The sequence below is a fragment of the Nocardia sp. NPDC060220 genome (assembly GCF_042727815.1).
Lineage (GTDB): Bacteria > Actinomycetota > Actinomycetes > Mycobacteriales > Mycobacteriaceae > Nocardia.
On sequence record NZ_JBHWZY010000060.1, the window covers coordinates 1 to 14,764 of the forward strand.

Consider the following 14,764-nt stretch of genomic DNA (forward strand, 5'->3'; position numbering starts at 1 on the left):
GATGGCTGCTCAACTGTGCCCAGACTTCGCGGAAGATCTCCTCGTGGGTGCACGCGGTGGCGGGTTTGCCGTACAGCATTCCCGGCGAATTCCAGTCGGAGATATCGATCGAAAGGCAATCGGCCACCGTGCCGTCGCCGAAGGACGGCAGTTTATCGGTCCACAGCTGATTCTGGCTGATCGAGGTGAGTGACCACGGCGAATCGACATAGGCCGTGTGTCCGCGCGAAATATGCAGGGGCGCACGGAAATAGATCTGTATTCCGTTCATCCAATCGACGAAGAGCCGCTCCGTCGCGGCGAGTTCGGGCGCCACGGCGAGTACCTGCGACGACCACAGTTTTCTCGCGTGTTCCACCGGCAGCGCCACCACGAAATAGTCGGCGTCGACGGTGCGCGCGCCCGTGGCGTCGGTGATCCGGGCCGCCCGGATCCGCCGGTCGCGCACCTCGAGTTCGCTGACCCGTGCGCCGAGTTCGAAACGCACACCCAGCTCACGCAGGTGCCGCACCCACGGATCGATCCAGGCGGCGTTGGTCGTGTTGTTGAGCACGCGGTCGAGGCCGCCGTCGTTGCCGAGGCCGAGCGGGTTGCCGAGGAACTGTTCGCCCATGCTGCCGATGGTGCGAGTGCTGGCCAGGTTCTCCTTGGCGGCGACCATGATCGATGTCAGCGACCGGGACACGACCGCGCGGAATTCGTGCGAACGTTCGTGCCCGTGCACGAAGTCGTACCAGGAGGTGTGCTCCCACTGGCCGAAGCGGCGGGCATCGCAGCTGGTGTTGAACACCATCAGCCGATTGGCGAAGAACAGGCCTTCCGCCGCCGACATCTTGGCGGTCGTGGCGATGGTGCCGGCCAGGGTTTCGCGGATCGAGTCCGGCGTCGCCTGCGCGGCGGTGAAGCTGTCGGGCAGGGCAAGGGTGATGTCGTCGCTGTCACGGCGGGAGAACCGGGCCTCCGGCACGGCGATGAGGTTGTTCCACACGCCGTCGGGATTGCCCGGATGCGGAATGCGGCGCATCGTGTCGGGCAGGTTCTGATAGAAGCCGGGGAAGAAACGGAACCCGTGCTCGCCGGGCAGATCGGGTCTGCCGTCGCGGCCGGTACCCGGCACCCCCACGCTGCGGGCCTTGCCGCCCAGCGCGCGTGCCTCGTACACGGTGACCTCGAACCCGCGCTCGGCCAGTTCGTGCGCGGCCGTGAGCCCGGCGACACCGCCGCCGAGAACCGCTACCCGGCGCCCCGGTGGCGCGGCGAATCCCGGCGCTCCCGCCACGGCCCCCGCCGCTATCACCCCCGCTGCGACCGTGCCACGAAGAAGGTTCCTTCGCGAAACGGGCCACCGCTGTTCCGCCATACGCTGTTCAGCTGCCTTGCTCGAGTATTGCCTGGGATTTGCTACCACTCTAGAGCGCGGCGAAGACCTGGCTGTATCGACCTGTGCGTCGTTCGCGAGCTCAAAACCGACCGGTCGCACGGAAACACATCGGGCGACCGGTCACATGCTAGCCAGAGCTCGAGCGGTCGTGGGCTGAATTCGGGTTCAGGCTCGGGCCAATTCCGGGGTGGGGGCGGGCGATGGCGCCTTCGGAAGGCCCAGGCCGGTGGTTGCCGCGAAGGCGCCCGCGATCACGATCGCCCCGCCGATCAGCGCGGCCACCGACGGCTGTTCGTCGAGGACCACCCACGCCGCCGCGATGCCGACGACCGGCACGAGCAGCGACAACGGTGCCACGGTGCCCGCCGGATAGCGGCTCATCAGATAGGTCCACAGCCCCGAACCGCACACGGTCGCGAGGACGGCGATGTAGGCGACGGCGCCCAGTGCGGGCAGGCCGTCGGCCGAGAACGCGGCGCCGACCGCGCGGAAACCGGTGCCAGGCCCCTCGACAGCCATCGACAGCGCCAGCATCGGCACGACGGGAACCACCGACATCCACAGCGTCAGGTGCAGGGGGTTGTAGCCGGGGGAGTCGGCACCGGCCTGGCGGGCGCCGATATTGCCGAACGCCCAGCCCAGGCCGCCCGCCAACGTCAGCAGGACCGGCAGCAGGGTGGCGTTGGCCAAGCGGTCGGCGCCGATGATGACCATGCCGAACACGGCCACCGCGAGTCCGGCGACCTGCACCGGCCGCAAGCGCTCGCGCAACAGCACCGCGCCCAGCATCACCGTGAACGGCGCCGAGGACTGCAGTACCAGTGAGGCGAGGCCGGTCGGCATGCCGGTGCGCATCGCCGTGAACAGGAACGCGAACTGCAGAATGCCGAAGCCGGTGCCGTAGAGCAGCAGCCAGCGGGTGCGCACGGCCGGACGTGGAATGAAGATCAGCACGGGGATCGCGATGACGGCGAAGCGCAGCGCGACGAAGAAAAAGGGCGGGAAGTGGTCGAGGCCGATGCGGATGGCCAGGAAGTTCAGGCCCCAGAGCACAACGACGGTCAGTCCGAGCAGGCGATCACGGGAGGTCACGCCCTTATCGTGCGGGCCGCTAAAGATCAGCACAATCGAATAAATATGGAGGGATAACGTAGTTTTACTTCATGTTCTCGATCGAGCGACTGCGCATCCTGCGTGAGCTGGCCGACCGCGGCACGGTCGCCGCCGTCGCCGAGGTGCTGTCGATGACTCCATCGGCGGTCTCGCAGCAGTTGAAGGTGCTTGGCAGAGAGGCCGGGGTTGCGCTGCTCGAACCGGACGGACGCCGAGTGCGGCTCACCGACGCGGGGCAGGCGCTGGTGCTCCGGGCCGACGACGTGCTCGCCGCGATGGACCGGGCCACCGCCGAGATGGCCCACTACCGGGGCTCACCGCGGGGTCAGGTGCGGGTGGCGTCGTTCCCGTCCGGTGCGGCACTGCTGTTGCCGCTCGTGCTCGCCACGCTGGCCACCAGCGGGGTCGAACTGGTCGCGGGCGACGAGGACCTGCCGCCGAGTGAGGCGTCGAAACTACTGGCCGACTACGACATCGTGCTCACCCATCGCGACGAACGCGCGCCGTCGCTGACCGGGCCGAGATTGTCGGCTCGGGTGCTGATGCGTGAGCCCATCGATGTCGTTGTCGCACCGGATCATCCGCTGGCCGGGCGTTCGTCGGTGCGCCCGGAAGAACTCGCCGAGGAGACCTGGGTGAGCGTGCGCGGCGGGTTCCCGGTCGACGACGTGCTCGAGTCCATCGCCACCGTCACCGGGGTACGGCCACGGATCGCGCAGCGGCTCAACGAGTTCCGGGTGATCGAAACGCTCGTGGTCTCCGGCTACGGCGTCGCGCTGATGCCGCGTTACGCCGTAGCCCACCCCGACTTGTCGGTGCTACCGCTGGCCGGGGTCCGCGCGGCCAGGGTCTACGAGATCATCACCCGCCCGCAGGCGCACCGCAGCCCCGCCATCGCGACGGTGCTCGACGCGTTCGAGGCCGCGGCGCGCGAGGTGATCGCGCGCTGACGGTGCTACCTCAGAACTGACCCGGCTGGTACTGCTGACCCGGGTAGGGCTGGCCCGGCTGATACGGCTGCTGCTGGTGCTGCTGACCGTGGTAGCTGAAGTCGTCGGCGACCATCGCGGCCAGTTCGAGCAGGGCCCGCCTGGTCGGCTTGCTGACCAGTTCGAGGTCGATCTCGGCGCCCTCGGCCAGGTGATCGTCGAACGGGACGATCTGCACGGCGCGGGTGCGGTCGAGGAACAGCTTGCGCAGCTGATCCAGGTCGACCGTGGAAGCGCCACGGCGAGAAGCGTTCACGACGACGACGGTGCGTTCGACCAGCTTGGAGTAGCCGTGGTGATCGAGCCAGTCCAGCGTCGCCGACGCGCTGCGCGCACCGTCGATGGCGGGAGAGGTGACCAGCACCAGCGAGCTCGCCATGTCCAGCACGCCCGACATCGCCGAGTGCATCAGGCCGGTGCCGCAGTCGGTGAGGATGATGTTGTAGAACGACTGCAGGATGCCGATGGCCTTGCGGTAGTCGGCCTCGCTGAAGGCCTCCGACACGGCCGGATCCTGTTCGGAGGCAAGCACTTCCAGTCGGCTCGGGGCCTGCGAGGTGTGTGCGCGGACATCCGAGTAGCGGGTGATCTGCTGGTCTTCGAGCAGATTGCGCACCGTCGAACGGGTCTGGCGCGGTACCCGGTGGGCGAGCGTGCCCAGGTCGGGGTTGGCGTCGATGGCGATGACGCGGTCACCACGCTGGGACGCGAAGGTGGAGCCGAGACCGACCGTGGTGGTGGTCTTGCCGACACCGCCCTTGAGCGAGAGGATCGCGATCCGGTAGTCGCCGCGCACGGGCTGGTTGACCCGTTCGCCGAGATCGCGGTAGACGACATCCGCCGCCGACTCACCCGGGTTGATCACACCGCCGGACACCTTGTGCACAGCCTTGCGCCACCCGCTGCGCGGCGACTTCCGCGCGCGCTTGAGCAGGTTCAGGTCGTTGACCGAATGGCCGGGCTGGCCCGGTGCCTGCATGTGCTGCGGCTGGAACGGCTGCTGCTGCTGGGGAGCCGGGCCGCCGCCCCACTGCTGACCCGGCGGGGGACCAGGCTGGCCGAGCTGGCCGGGGAACTGCCCGTGCTGACCGGGGAACTGTCCCTGATCGGGCTGCTGGCCGGGAAACTGCCCCGGCTGTTCCGGCTGCTGACCGGGTGGCATCCCACCCTGCATCGGCTGCTGGTACATCGGCGGCGGCGGAGGCGCCCAGCTGTAGATGGGCTCGGACTGCGGGCCCTGTTCCTGGGCGGGGAACTGCTGCTGCTGTTCGGGACCGGGGTACGGCTGACCCTCCGCGCCGGGGTACTGCGGCGGCACGCCGGGCTGCGGCTGCTCGCCCGTCGCGTGCGGACCGGGGTAAGGCTGTTCGGCGCTCGGCTGACCAGGAAGCCACGGCTGCTCGCCCGGCTGACCCGGCCACGGCTGCTGCTCGGGGCCGTTCACCGGCGGCTGCCCGCCGTTGTTCTGGTACGGATCCGGCACCGAGTACGGAGCGCCCTGCGCGAACTGGCCCGGCGGCGCGAAACCGGCGGGCTGGTACACGGTCTGGTCGGCGAGGCCGGCCGCGCCGGGCTCGGCGACGGGCTGGTCACCGGTCGACGGCTCGACGGCGTCACCGGTCGGCTCGGCAGCGGTGTCGGCGGGCTCGATGTCGTCCTCGGTCGCGGTCTGCACACCGGAGGGACCGGACGCAGCTTCGGACACGTCAGCCGACGGACTCTGCAGCCACGGCGGCGAGGTCGGATTATGGTCGTTGTTGGTCACAGTTCCCCCACTTGCTCGCTGAACGAGCAGGAAAGCTCGGCGCTGAATATGCCCTAAAACGCTAACACGGAGGCAATTTTCGCGCGTCGGGGGCAGTAACTCCCATGCCCCAGAGCGAATTCGAATGCTCCCAGCTCAACCGGTATATCCCGGACGAGGCCGACCGGGCGAACCGAAGTTGTCCACAGGCCCGAGAATCTATCCACAGGCACAAAAGCGGCCGGGACCTCAGGTCCCGGCCGCCATAGCGCAAGCTACTGCGCCGCGCGGTTCACGGCCGAGACGACGGCTCGCAGCGAGGCGGTGGTGATCGAGGTGGCGATGCCGACGCCCCAGACGACCTTGTCGCCGATGGCTACCTCGACGTAGGCCGCGGCCTGGGCGTCGTCGCCCGCGGACATGGCGTGCTCGCTGTAGTCGAGGACGCGGACCTCGAAGCCGACGGTCGCGATCGCATCGACGAACGCCGCCAGCGGGCCGTTGCCGGAACCGCTGATCTCCTGCTCGACGCCGTCGACCTTCACGGTGGCCACGATCGAGTCGACGCCGCCGTCGGTCTCGGCCGCGGTGACCTTCTGCTTGATCCGCTCGAGCGGCAGGATCGGGTTCAGGTACTCGGTGGCGAAGACGTCCCACATCTCCTTGGGCGTCACCTCGCCGCCCTCACCGTCGGTGATCGCCTGGATCGCCTGCGAGAACTCGATCTGCAGGCGACGCGGCAGCACCAGGCCGTGATCGGTCTTCATGATGTAGGCCACGCCGCCCTTGCCCGACTGCGAGTTCACCCGGATCACGGCCTCGTAGGTGCGGCCGACATCCTTCGGGTCGATCGGCAGGTACGGGACCTCCCAGACGATGTCGGCCACATCGGCGCCCTGGGCGTCGGCGGCGGCCTTCATCGCGTCCAGGCCCTTGTTGATCGCGTCCTGGTGGCTGCCGGAGAAGGCGGTGTAGACCAGGTCGCCGCCGTAGGGGTGACGCTCGGCGACGGCCAGCTGGTTGCAGTACTCCACCGTGCGACGGACCTCGTCGATATCGGAGAAGTTGATCTGCGGGTCGATGCCGCGCGAGAACATGTTCATGCCCAGGGTGACCAGGCAGACGTTGCCGGTGCGCTCACCGTTGCCGAACAGGCAGCCCTCGATGCGGTCGGCGCCGGCCTGGTAGCCCAGCTCGGCGGCCGCGACGGCGGTGCCACGGTCGTTGTGCGGGTGCAGCGACAGCACGATCGAGTCGCGGCGGGCCAGGTTGCGGTGCATCCACTCGATCGAGTCGGCGTACACGTTCGGCGTGGCCATCTCGACGGTCGCGGGCAGGTTGATGATCAGCGGCTTGGCCGGGGTCGGCGCGATGATCTCGGAGACCGCGTCGCAGACCTCGCGGGCGTAGTCGAGCTCGGTGCCGGTGTAGGACTCCGGGCTGTACTCGTAGCGCCACTCGGTGTCGGGGTAGCGCTTCTCGATCTCCAGGCACAGCGACGCCGCGTCGGTGGCGATCTTCTTCACCGCGTCGCGCTCGGCGCGGAAGACCACCCGACGCTGCAGGATCGAGGTGGAGTTGTAGAAGTGCACGATCACGTTCGGTGCGCCCGCGCAGGCCTGGAAGGTGCGCTCGATCAGCTCGGGGCGGCACTGGGTGAGGACCTGGATGGTGACGTCGGTGGGGACCGCGCCGTCTTCGATGATCTCGCGGACGAAATCGAAGTCGGTCTGGCTCGCGGCCGGGAAACCGACCTCGATCTCCTTGTAGCCCATCCGCACCAGCAGGTCGAACATGCGGCGCTTGCGGGCCGGGCTCATCGGGTCGATCAGCGCCTGGTTGCCGTCGCGCAGGTCGACGGCGCACCACGCGGGGGCGCGATCGATGATCTTGTCCGGCCAGGTGCGGTCGGGCACCGTGATCGGCTCGACCTCTTCGGCGAAGGGGCGATACCGGAACGACGGCATCGAGGAGTTCTTCTGGGTGTTCCAGGCGGGCTGGTCGGCCGGTGCGGGTTTGCCGGGGGCCGAAATGGTGCGCGAAGCGGATACGAATGCGTCAGCCGAGGACATGCAAGTTTCTCCGTGGGTGTGATGGATTCCCGTGAATGGGAGCGGGTCGACCGGCGCGTTGGAACCCCGCGACGGGAGCCGGTCCGTATCAGGACCCGTCGCGGCGGCCGAGAAGAAGAGCCCGCTGCAGCATGATCCTCCGAGCTTACCGCGTGCCCACCCTTGCTCGTAAGCGACCCGGGCCAATTAGGTGAACCGAGTCCGCTGGCTTTCGCTCACCGGTTGACCAGTACGGTTTCCCCCATAACGCACGCTTGTACGGACCTTCGCGTCCGACGAGACGTACCAAAGGAATTCGAATGACTTGGTTACAACAGGTGGCCGTCTTCGCCGCGGGTATCGCGGCGGGTGGCATCAATACGATCGTCGGATCGGGCACGCTGATCACCTTTCCCACGCTGCTCGCGTTCGGGTTGCCGCCGGTGACAGCGAATGTTTCGAACACGATCGGTCTCGTCCCCGGCTCGGTGAGCGGGGTGATCGGCTATCGGCGGGAACTGGAGGGGCAGCGGTCCCGACTGCTGCAGCTGGGCACCGCGTCGCTGCTGGGCGGCATCACCGGCGCGATCCTGCTGCTGACGATGCCCGCGGAGGCGTTCAAGGCGATCGTCCCTGTCCTCATCATCGTGGCGCTGATCCTGGTCGTCGTGCAGCCGCGACTGGCCGCGTGGGTGAAGCAGCGCAGGGCGAACGGTGCGTCGGCGGCGCCGGAACACGGCGGCCCGATTCTGCTGGTCGCGGTCTTCGCCACCGGCATCTACGGCGGCTACTTCGGGGCCGCCCAGGGTGTGCTGCTGATCGGTCTGCTCGGGGTGTTCGTGCACGAGGACATCCAGCGGCTCAACGGCGTGAAGAACGTGCTCGCGCTGATCGTCAACGGGGTGTCGGCGGTGATCTTCATCGCGATCGCGGAGGTGGACTGGCAGGTGGTCGCGTTGATCGCGGTCGGCTCGATCATCGGCGGGCAGCTCGGCGCGAAGGTCGGGCGGAAGTTACCGCCGAATGCGCTCAGAGGGGTGATCGTGGTTGTCGGCACGATCGCGGTGATCCGCCTGCTCACCAGCTGAGGTCCCACCCCGCACCACGCGTCGCCATGACATGTGACAAATACCCGTACGACCGGGCGATTGTCCGGTTTGCAAGGTATTCTTCGCGTCGGCCATGCGTGATGAGGGAGGTGGCCTGGTGCACAGACGTGCCTTTTTCAAGGCGGCGGGACTGGCGGCTGTTGCCGGTGCTGTGGGAACGACGCTGGCGAGCGTGCCCGCTTCGGCGGATCCGCGCGAGGCGATGTTCCAGTCCTGGGTGCCGGAGATCTTCGCGCCGATTCCGGACGCACCCGCCCACACGCAGGCCATCGTCATCGGATCCGGCTTCGGCGCCGCCGTGACGGCGCTGCGCCTGGCCGAGGCCGGGATCGCCAACACCGTGCTCGAGCGCGGTTCACACTGGCCCAACGACCCGTGGCGTGAGATCTTCACCGGCGACGATCTACCCGACGGCCGCGGGTTCTGGCATCGCACCAGCTTCACCGGCGTCACCAAGGTGCCGATGAGTTTCAGCGCGTTCGGCGGAGTGCTGGATGTGACCGAATATTCCGGGCTCGACGTGTGGCGCGCCGCCGCGGTCGGTGGCGGTTCGGTGATCTTCAGCGGAGCGATGGTGGCTCCGCAACGCACACTGTTCGACCAGGTCTTCGGTGGCGTCGTCGATTACGGCGAGCTGGAAAGCGTCTACTACCCGCGGGTGCGCCAGATGCTGCGGCTCGACACGATGCCGGCCGACATCTACAACTCCTCGCCGTTCGCGCACTCGCGCGCCTGGGACGACCAGGTGCGCGCGGCCGGATACCAGCCGCTGCCCAACGACTCGATCTTCACCTGGGACGTGCTGCGCAGCGAGCTCGCGGGCACCTCCCGCGCCTCCGCCACCTCGGCCCGCTCGAACCTCGGCAACTCCAACGGCGCCAAGTTCGACCTCAACCAGAACTACCTGCGCTACGCCCGCGAGACCGGCAAGTCCCAGGTGTTCCCCGGCCACCGCGTCGACGCCATCGCCCAGGAGGCGAGCGGCAGGTTCGTGGTGGCCGTATCGAAGCTGGCCCCGACCGGTCAGGTGCTGAGCACCCGCAACCTGACCTGCGACAAGCTGTTCCTCGGCGCGGGCTCCATCGGTACTTCGGAGCTGCTGGTCCGTGCCCAGGCCACCGGCACGCTGCCCAACCTCAACGAGCACATCGGCGACGGCTTCGGCACCAACGGTGACGTGGTGCTGGCCCGCGGCGCGAGCGCTGTCGCGGGGCAGGGCCAAGGTGTGCCGAGCGCCAGCCGGATCCACGACGAATCCAACGTGCCCCTCACCCTGGAGAACTGGTACATCCCCGGTATCCCGTTCGAGACCGGCGCGCTGGCCTCGCTCGGCATGGTCCTCGATCCGACCCGTGCCCGTTTCGGCTATCACACGGCGTCGGGCGGCGTCGGCCTGAACTGGTCGGCGGCCACGCAGCACGCGGTCGCCGCGGCGGCTCGCGTGGTCGACCACCGGATCGCCGAGCGCGCGGGCGCGGTCGCCGAATACGGCGCGCTGGGCTACGACGCCAACGCCCAGTTCACCGCGCACCCGCTCGGCGGCGCGGTCCTCGGCAAAGCCACCGACGCCTTCGGCCGCGTCCACGGACACCCCGGCCTCTACGTGATGGACGGTGCCGCGATTCCCGGCAGCACCGCGACGGTCAACCCGTCCCTGACCATCACCGCGCTGGCGGAACGCAACATCGAGGCCGTCCTGCGCGGCTGAACACGCCACCGACCGGCGTCGGCAACTCCCCTCGCGGCGTCGGTCGACCAATTAGCGTGGGCAGCGATGTCAAGGCCGACCTACGCGGCGCCGACCGCCAGATATTCAGGAGCAACAGTGGCTTCACCGGGGATCGAACGGGTCGAGGCCCTGCCGGACGTGCGCTCGAAAACGCCGACCTTGCGTACCGACATCCTCATGCTGATCCTCGCGATCATCTCGGTGGTGCTGGTCGTGTGGATCACCTTCTTCGAGGTCAGCGGCCCGACGTACCACGCGATCGTCATCGTCGACACGTCGATCTGCGCGATCTTCCTCGTCGAGTTCGTCTGGCGCTGGCGGCGGGCGGGGTGGCCGTGGTCGTTCCCGTTCATCTACTGGTACGAAGTCCTCGGCATGATCCCGGTGACCAGCCCGCTGTTCCGCAGTTTCCGGCTGCTGCGCATCGTGGTGATCTTGATCCGGCTGGGCCGGGTGGCCGACCGGGCACTGGGGGAGCGGGTCACCGCGACGATCGTCAACCGGTTCGTCGGCACGATCGTCGACGTGATCAAGCGTCCGATGACGATCGCGATCCTCGACGAGGTCTCCAAGGTCCTGCGCGCGGGCCACTACACCCAGAACATCGCCGCCGCGCTGGAGGAGAACCACGCCGAGGTCGACCAGCTGATCATGGACCTGATCAAGAACGACCCGCAGACCGGCAAACTGCGCTACGTCCCGTTCCACGACGACATCATCCGGCTCGTCGCCGACACGGTCTACCGGATGCTGCGCCAGCTGCTCGACGACCCGCGCACCGACGAACTGGTCGCGGACATGCTGCGGGAGAACCTCGACCAGATCAACGACGCGGTGCGTGCCGGGGTGCGGGTCCCGCCCTCGCACCGTGGGGCGACGCCCGCCGAGCACGGCGTGCGCCACCACCTCGGTCAGGTCAAGCGTGCCTGATCTGGTCGCGCGGCTGGGCGAAGCGCAGGGTCTCGAAGATCACCAGCACGGACAGCAGCGCGCACAGCACGGTGAGCGAGGCGAGCGCGGGCAGGTGCGCGGCGAACGGGATGAGCGCGAACAGCAACGCGGCTACCACCAGGCGTTCGGTCGACAATGACTTGGTCGCATAGTATTTCGCGAACGTGATGCCGAGCAGGAACAGCGCGGGGCCACCGTAGAGCGCACCGAGCGGGATGCCGTACAGCGGATCGGTGAGCGTGTGGTGCGAGGAATCGCCGACGTAGTACAGCACCTTCTTCAAGCCGAGCGAGAGCCCGATGATGCCGACGATCATCGGGAAATGCCCGTACATGTAGGTGTTCTGGGCGATCTTGATCTGTCGCGCGTCCTTGGCATGGGCGAACGCGTGCTCGATCGAGATCGCGGCGACATCGAAGTACAGCCACCACAGCAGGCCGGATATGGCCAAACCGAGCATCGAACCGAGCGTGATCGGCCACGAGATGGGTAGTCCGGCCACTCCGATGCCGATCGAGACGATGGATTCGCCCAGCGCCACGATGATGATGAGCCCGTAGCGTTCGGAGTAGTGCTTGGCCGAGTTGAGGCGCCAGTCGGTGCCCGCCGCCCAGGTCCAGACCATGTCCCCGACGATCGCGGCGAGCCACAGCAGGATCTGGGTGAGACCGGTCGTCATCGCGGCGACGACCAGCAGTGTCGTTCCGACGGTGACCGAGCCGACCGCCCAGCGCAGCAACTGCCTGCGCAGCTGGGCATCCCCGGCGCTGATCGTCCAGAACACCACCACGTGCACCAGTCGCACGACCAGATAGGCCACCGCGAACACCAGCGGACCGAACCAGCCACCGGCCAGATCGCTGAAGGCCTCGGGAATGGTGAGCGCGGCCAGGAACGCACCGCCCATCGCGACGAACATCGCGACCCGCGTGATGCCCTCGTCGGCGCGCACCACATTGCCCAGCCACGAATACGCGATCCACAGCCACCACATCAGGGCCAGTACCAGCGTCGCACGCAGCATGTTCGCCGCGGTGGTGTCGTCGGCGGCCAGTGCGGTGACCATGGTGAACGCGAAGACGATCACCAGGTCGAAGAACAGCTCGAGCTGGGTCACCGAGTTCTCTTCGGTGACGGGCTGGAACCGGACCCGTCGATTTCCGATCATGGGGTCAATATTCGCACCCCGGGTCGCGATTCGCGGACTGAAGGTCGACGACGCGGGGTTCTCCGACGGCGCGATCTAGCCGGCCGCGAAGCCACCGACCTCTGGGTACCGCTCGGCGAAGTCGATGAAGTTCGCGACCGTCTCGTCGTGCAGTTTGCGCAGGCTTCGGTTGAACAGGATGCCCGGAATGGGCAGCGGAAGGGAGAGTTCTACGTGGTAGTCGACCTCGGTGCCCTCCGGGGTGTCGACCAGTTCGATCCAGCCGCCGCCCTTGGAACCGCGGCTGCTGTCGACCACCCGCCACTCGGACCGGTACTGCTCCCAGGAGTATTCGAGCACCTGGGCGTCGGAGTTACCCATGAAGTGGGCGGTGGCGAAAACTCGGCGCGGCCTGCCGTCGGCATCGCGCGGCCCGACCCGGACATCACTGAGCGAGGTCGACCACTCCGACATCAGGTCAACGGCCAGTAGTGCGTCCATCACTTGGTCGATCTCGGCGTCAACGGTGAATCGGATGTCGATCTTCGAGCGCATCTGTGTCTATCCTCCGAACCCCCGCAGCTTTCGCGCCCGATTGTGCACAGTGGTACCAGTGATCGTCAACACGTCTATGGTCTGGACAAATGACCGGGTCAGCTGCTTATCACACGCTCGACGGCCGTTTCGATCAGTGCCATGCTCTGCTCCTCGGTGAAGATTCCGGGCAGTGTGAGGTGTTCGACGATGAGCCAATTGAGCGCCAGATAGAGCAGTAGTACCGACTCCGCGTCGCCGGGCAGACCGGACGCCAGATGGTTGCGGACGTTGAAATCGATGTCGGCCCGGACGCGTTCGGTGAGCACCGTGCGCAGTTCGGGCCGCCGGGTTGCCTCGAGTCGAAGTTCGAGCAGCGCGAGATAGGCCTTGCGATGCGATTCGATGCGCCCGACCACCTCTTTCATCAGCGTGGTGATGTTGTCGATGTCCTTCGGGCCGTCGTTGACCAGGGCCATCGTCTCCTCGCTCGGCTGCACCACCTCGTAGAAGCGGACGCCGGCCTGGGTGAGCAGCTCGTCGCGATTGGCGAAGTAGTTCGACGCGGTGCCGGCGGGGACGGCCGCCTGTTTGTCCACCGCGCGGAAGGTGAGGCCGCGGGCGCCCTCGTCGGCGAGGACCTCGATGGCCGCGTCGAGCAGGGCTTGCCGACGCTCGGGATTAGTTCGCACTTGACACCACTCCATCCGTAGTACTACGTTGAAACCACTTCAAACAGAGTACTACATCTGAGGCGGTAACCATGCGAAAGCTTGTCTACTACATCGGCGTTTCCCTCGACGGCTACATCGCGGGCTCCGGCGGCGAGGTCGACTTCTATCCGACACCGCAGAACTATGTGGAGTGGATGATGACGGAGTTTCCCGACTCCATCCCGACCCACCTGCGCGCGCACTTCGGCATGGACCCCGACCTGCCTGCCAAGAACTGGGACACCGTGCTGATGGGGCGCGGCACCTACGTGCTGCCGGATGAGCACGTCGAGAGCCCGTTCTCGCACCTGAAGCAGTACGTCGTCTCGTCCACACTCGACCAGGCCGACCATCCCGGAGTCGAGATCGTCTCCGGTGATCCCCTCGAGCTGGTGCGCGAGCTCAAGCAGCGCGAGGGCGGCGACATCTGGCTGTGTGGCGGCGGGAAGCTGGCCGGGCAGCTGCTCGACGAGATCGACCAGATGATCATCAAGAGCTATCCGATCGTCGCGGGCGAGGGTGTCCCTGTTTTCACCGGCGTCTTCAAACCGACACAGTTCGCTCCGGTGCGGCGCAAGGAATTCGACAACGGCACGCAGGTCACCTGGTTCGATCGAGCGTGAATTCCGTGGTTATCCACAGGTGACAAGCCTGTGTCGTTTTCCACAGGCAGGGCAGGTAGCAGCAAAACCGGTGGCCCGCGCCCGGTACTCTTGGTCGCTGATACCAACCTGACACTCGATCGTGAAGGACCTGCTGTGGCTCTCGTAGTTCAGAAGTACGGAGGATCCTCGGTGGCTACCGCCGAGCGGATCCGGCGCGTCGCTGAACGGATCGTGGAGACCAAGAAGCAGGGGCACGATGTAGTTGTCGTGTGCTCGGCGATGGGTGACACGACCGATGAGTTGCTCGATCTCGCGGAGCAGGTGGCCCCGGCGCCGCCTGCTCGCGAGATGGACATGCTGCTCACCTCGGGCGAGCGCATCTCGAATGCCTTGGTGGCCATGGCTATTCACACGCTCGGCGCCGAAGCTCGCTCGTTCACCGGCTCGCAGGCCGGCGTGATCACCACCGGCGCGCACGGCAACGCCAAGATCATCGACGTGACCCCGGGCCGCCTGCAGGAGGCGCTGGCCGAGGGGCAGATCGTGCTGGTGGCCGGCTTCCAGGGCGTGAGCCAGGACAGCAAGGACGTCACCACGCTGGGCCGTGGCGGCTCCGACACCACCGCCGTCGCGCTGGCCGCGGCGCTGAAAGCCGATGTCTGCGAGATCTACACCGACGTCGACGGCATCTTCTCCGC

General features: G+C 67.2%; 12 protein-coding genes and 1 pseudogene. 6 read left to right on the plus strand and 7 right to left on the minus strand.

Annotated elements, in window-relative coordinates; all coding sequences use genetic code 11:
• Both ACFWF3_RS05050 and ACFWF3_RS05055 read right to left on the minus strand, forming a co-directional pair.
• Nucleotides 1–1,297 (minus strand): FAD-dependent oxidoreductase (locus ACFWF3_RS05050; RefSeq protein WP_379312496.1); only part of this gene is annotated, 1,297 nt, incomplete at its 3' end.
• Between the two features lie 249 nt (nt 1,298–1,546).
• Nucleotides 1,547–2,473, minus strand: coding sequence for an EamA family transporter (locus ACFWF3_RS05055; protein ID WP_378994370.1), 927 nt, complete (start codon nt 2,471–2,473; stop codon nt 1,547–1,549).
• Between the two features lie 71 nt (nt 2,474–2,544).
• Between ACFWF3_RS05055 and ACFWF3_RS05060 the strand changes: the two genes are divergently transcribed.
• Entirely contained in the window at nt 2,545–3,444 is a 900-nt protein-coding gene (locus ACFWF3_RS05060; RefSeq protein WP_379312497.1) for a LysR family transcriptional regulator, read from the plus strand.
• Between the two features lie 10 nt (nt 3,445–3,454).
• Here ACFWF3_RS05060 and ACFWF3_RS05065 read toward each other — a convergent pair whose 3' ends face one another.
• Complete coding sequence (locus ACFWF3_RS05065; protein WP_379312499.1) at nt 3,455–5,188, minus strand: AAA family ATPase; 1,734 nt, start codon at nt 5,186–5,188, stop codon at nt 3,455–3,457.
• 314 nt (nt 5,189–5,502) lie between these two features.
• A complete protein-coding gene (gene leuA, locus ACFWF3_RS05070) occupies nt 5,503–7,299 on the minus strand; it encodes a 2-isopropylmalate synthase (RefSeq protein WP_379312501.1) in 1,797 nt (598 codons plus the stop codon).
• Nucleotides 7,300–7,598: 299 nt separating this feature from the next.
• On the opposite strand from leuA, the gene ACFWF3_RS05075 reads away from it, so the two are divergent.
• From ACFWF3_RS05075 to ACFWF3_RS05085, 3 genes are all read left to right on the plus strand, one after another.
• Nucleotides 7,599–8,366 carry a sulfite exporter TauE/SafE family protein gene (locus tag ACFWF3_RS05075; protein ID WP_379312502.1) on the plus strand — a complete coding sequence of 256 codons (768 nt, stop codon included), beginning with the start codon at nt 7,599–7,601 and terminating at the stop codon, nt 8,364–8,366.
• A gap of 118 nt (nt 8,367–8,484) precedes the next feature.
• Nucleotides 8,485–10,095 carry a GMC oxidoreductase gene (locus ACFWF3_RS05080; RefSeq protein ID WP_379312503.1) on the plus strand — a complete coding sequence of 537 codons (1,611 nt, stop codon included), beginning with the start codon at nt 8,485–8,487 and terminating at the stop codon, nt 10,093–10,095.
• A gap of 117 nt (nt 10,096–10,212) precedes the next feature.
• Entirely contained in the window at nt 10,213–11,046 is an 834-nt protein-coding gene (locus ACFWF3_RS05085) for an ion transporter (RefSeq protein ID WP_379312504.1), read from the plus strand.
• Here the strand turns inward: ACFWF3_RS05085 and ACFWF3_RS05090 are convergent.
• The 3 genes from ACFWF3_RS05090 to ACFWF3_RS05100 all read right to left on the minus strand — a co-directional run bounded on the left by ACFWF3_RS05090 (nt 11,033) and on the right by ACFWF3_RS05100 (nt 13,440).
• Entirely contained in the window at nt 11,033–12,235 is a 1,203-nt protein-coding gene (locus ACFWF3_RS05090; RefSeq protein WP_379312505.1) for a low temperature requirement protein A, read from the minus strand. The two genes, ACFWF3_RS05085 and ACFWF3_RS05090, sit on opposite strands and share 14 nt — an antisense overlap.
• A gap of 75 nt (nt 12,236–12,310) precedes the next feature.
• On the minus strand, nt 12,311–12,769 hold the full coding sequence (locus ACFWF3_RS05095) for an SRPBCC family protein (protein WP_378994354.1): 459 nt from the start codon (nt 12,767–12,769) through the stop codon (nt 12,311–12,313).
• A gap of 98 nt (nt 12,770–12,867) precedes the next feature.
• Nucleotides 12,868–13,440 carry a TetR/AcrR family transcriptional regulator gene (locus ACFWF3_RS05100; RefSeq protein ID WP_379312507.1) on the minus strand — a complete coding sequence of 191 codons (573 nt, stop codon included), beginning with the start codon at nt 13,438–13,440 and terminating at the stop codon, nt 12,868–12,870.
• Nucleotides 13,441–13,511: 71 nt separating this feature from the next.
• Here ACFWF3_RS05100 and ACFWF3_RS05105 point away from each other — a divergent pair, with 71 nt between their 5' ends.
• Together ACFWF3_RS05105 and ACFWF3_RS05110 are read left to right on the plus strand one after the other, a co-directional pair.
• Entirely contained in the window at nt 13,512–14,084 is a 573-nt protein-coding gene (locus tag ACFWF3_RS05105) for a dihydrofolate reductase family protein (RefSeq protein ID WP_379312509.1), read from the plus strand.
• Between the two features lie 135 nt (nt 14,085–14,219).
• Nucleotides 14,220–14,764, plus strand: a pseudogene (locus tag ACFWF3_RS05110) (aspartate kinase); the annotation flags it as partial.

Excerpts from the sequence above, each read along its gene's own strand:
- ACFWF3_RS05060 (WP_379312497.1), top strand. The coding sequence starts at position 2,545 with ATGTTCTCGATCGAGCGACTGCGCATCCTGCGTGAGCTGGCCGACCGC.
- leuA (WP_379312501.1), bottom strand. The coding sequence starts at position 7,299 with ATGTCCTCGGCTGACGCATTCGTATCCGCTTCGCGCACCATTTCGGCC.
- ACFWF3_RS05075 (WP_379312502.1), top strand. The coding sequence starts at position 7,599 with ATGACTTGGTTACAACAGGTGGCCGTCTTCGCCGCGGGTATCGCGGCG.
- ACFWF3_RS05090 (WP_379312505.1), bottom strand. The coding sequence starts at position 12,235 with ATGATCGGAAATCGACGGGTCCGGTTCCAGCCCGTCACCGAAGAGAAC.
- ACFWF3_RS05095 (WP_378994354.1), bottom strand. The coding sequence starts at position 12,769 with ATGCGCTCGAAGATCGACATCCGATTCACCGTTGACGCCGAGATCGAC.
- ACFWF3_RS05105 (WP_379312509.1), top strand. The coding sequence starts at position 13,512 with ATGCGAAAGCTTGTCTACTACATCGGCGTTTCCCTCGACGGCTACATC.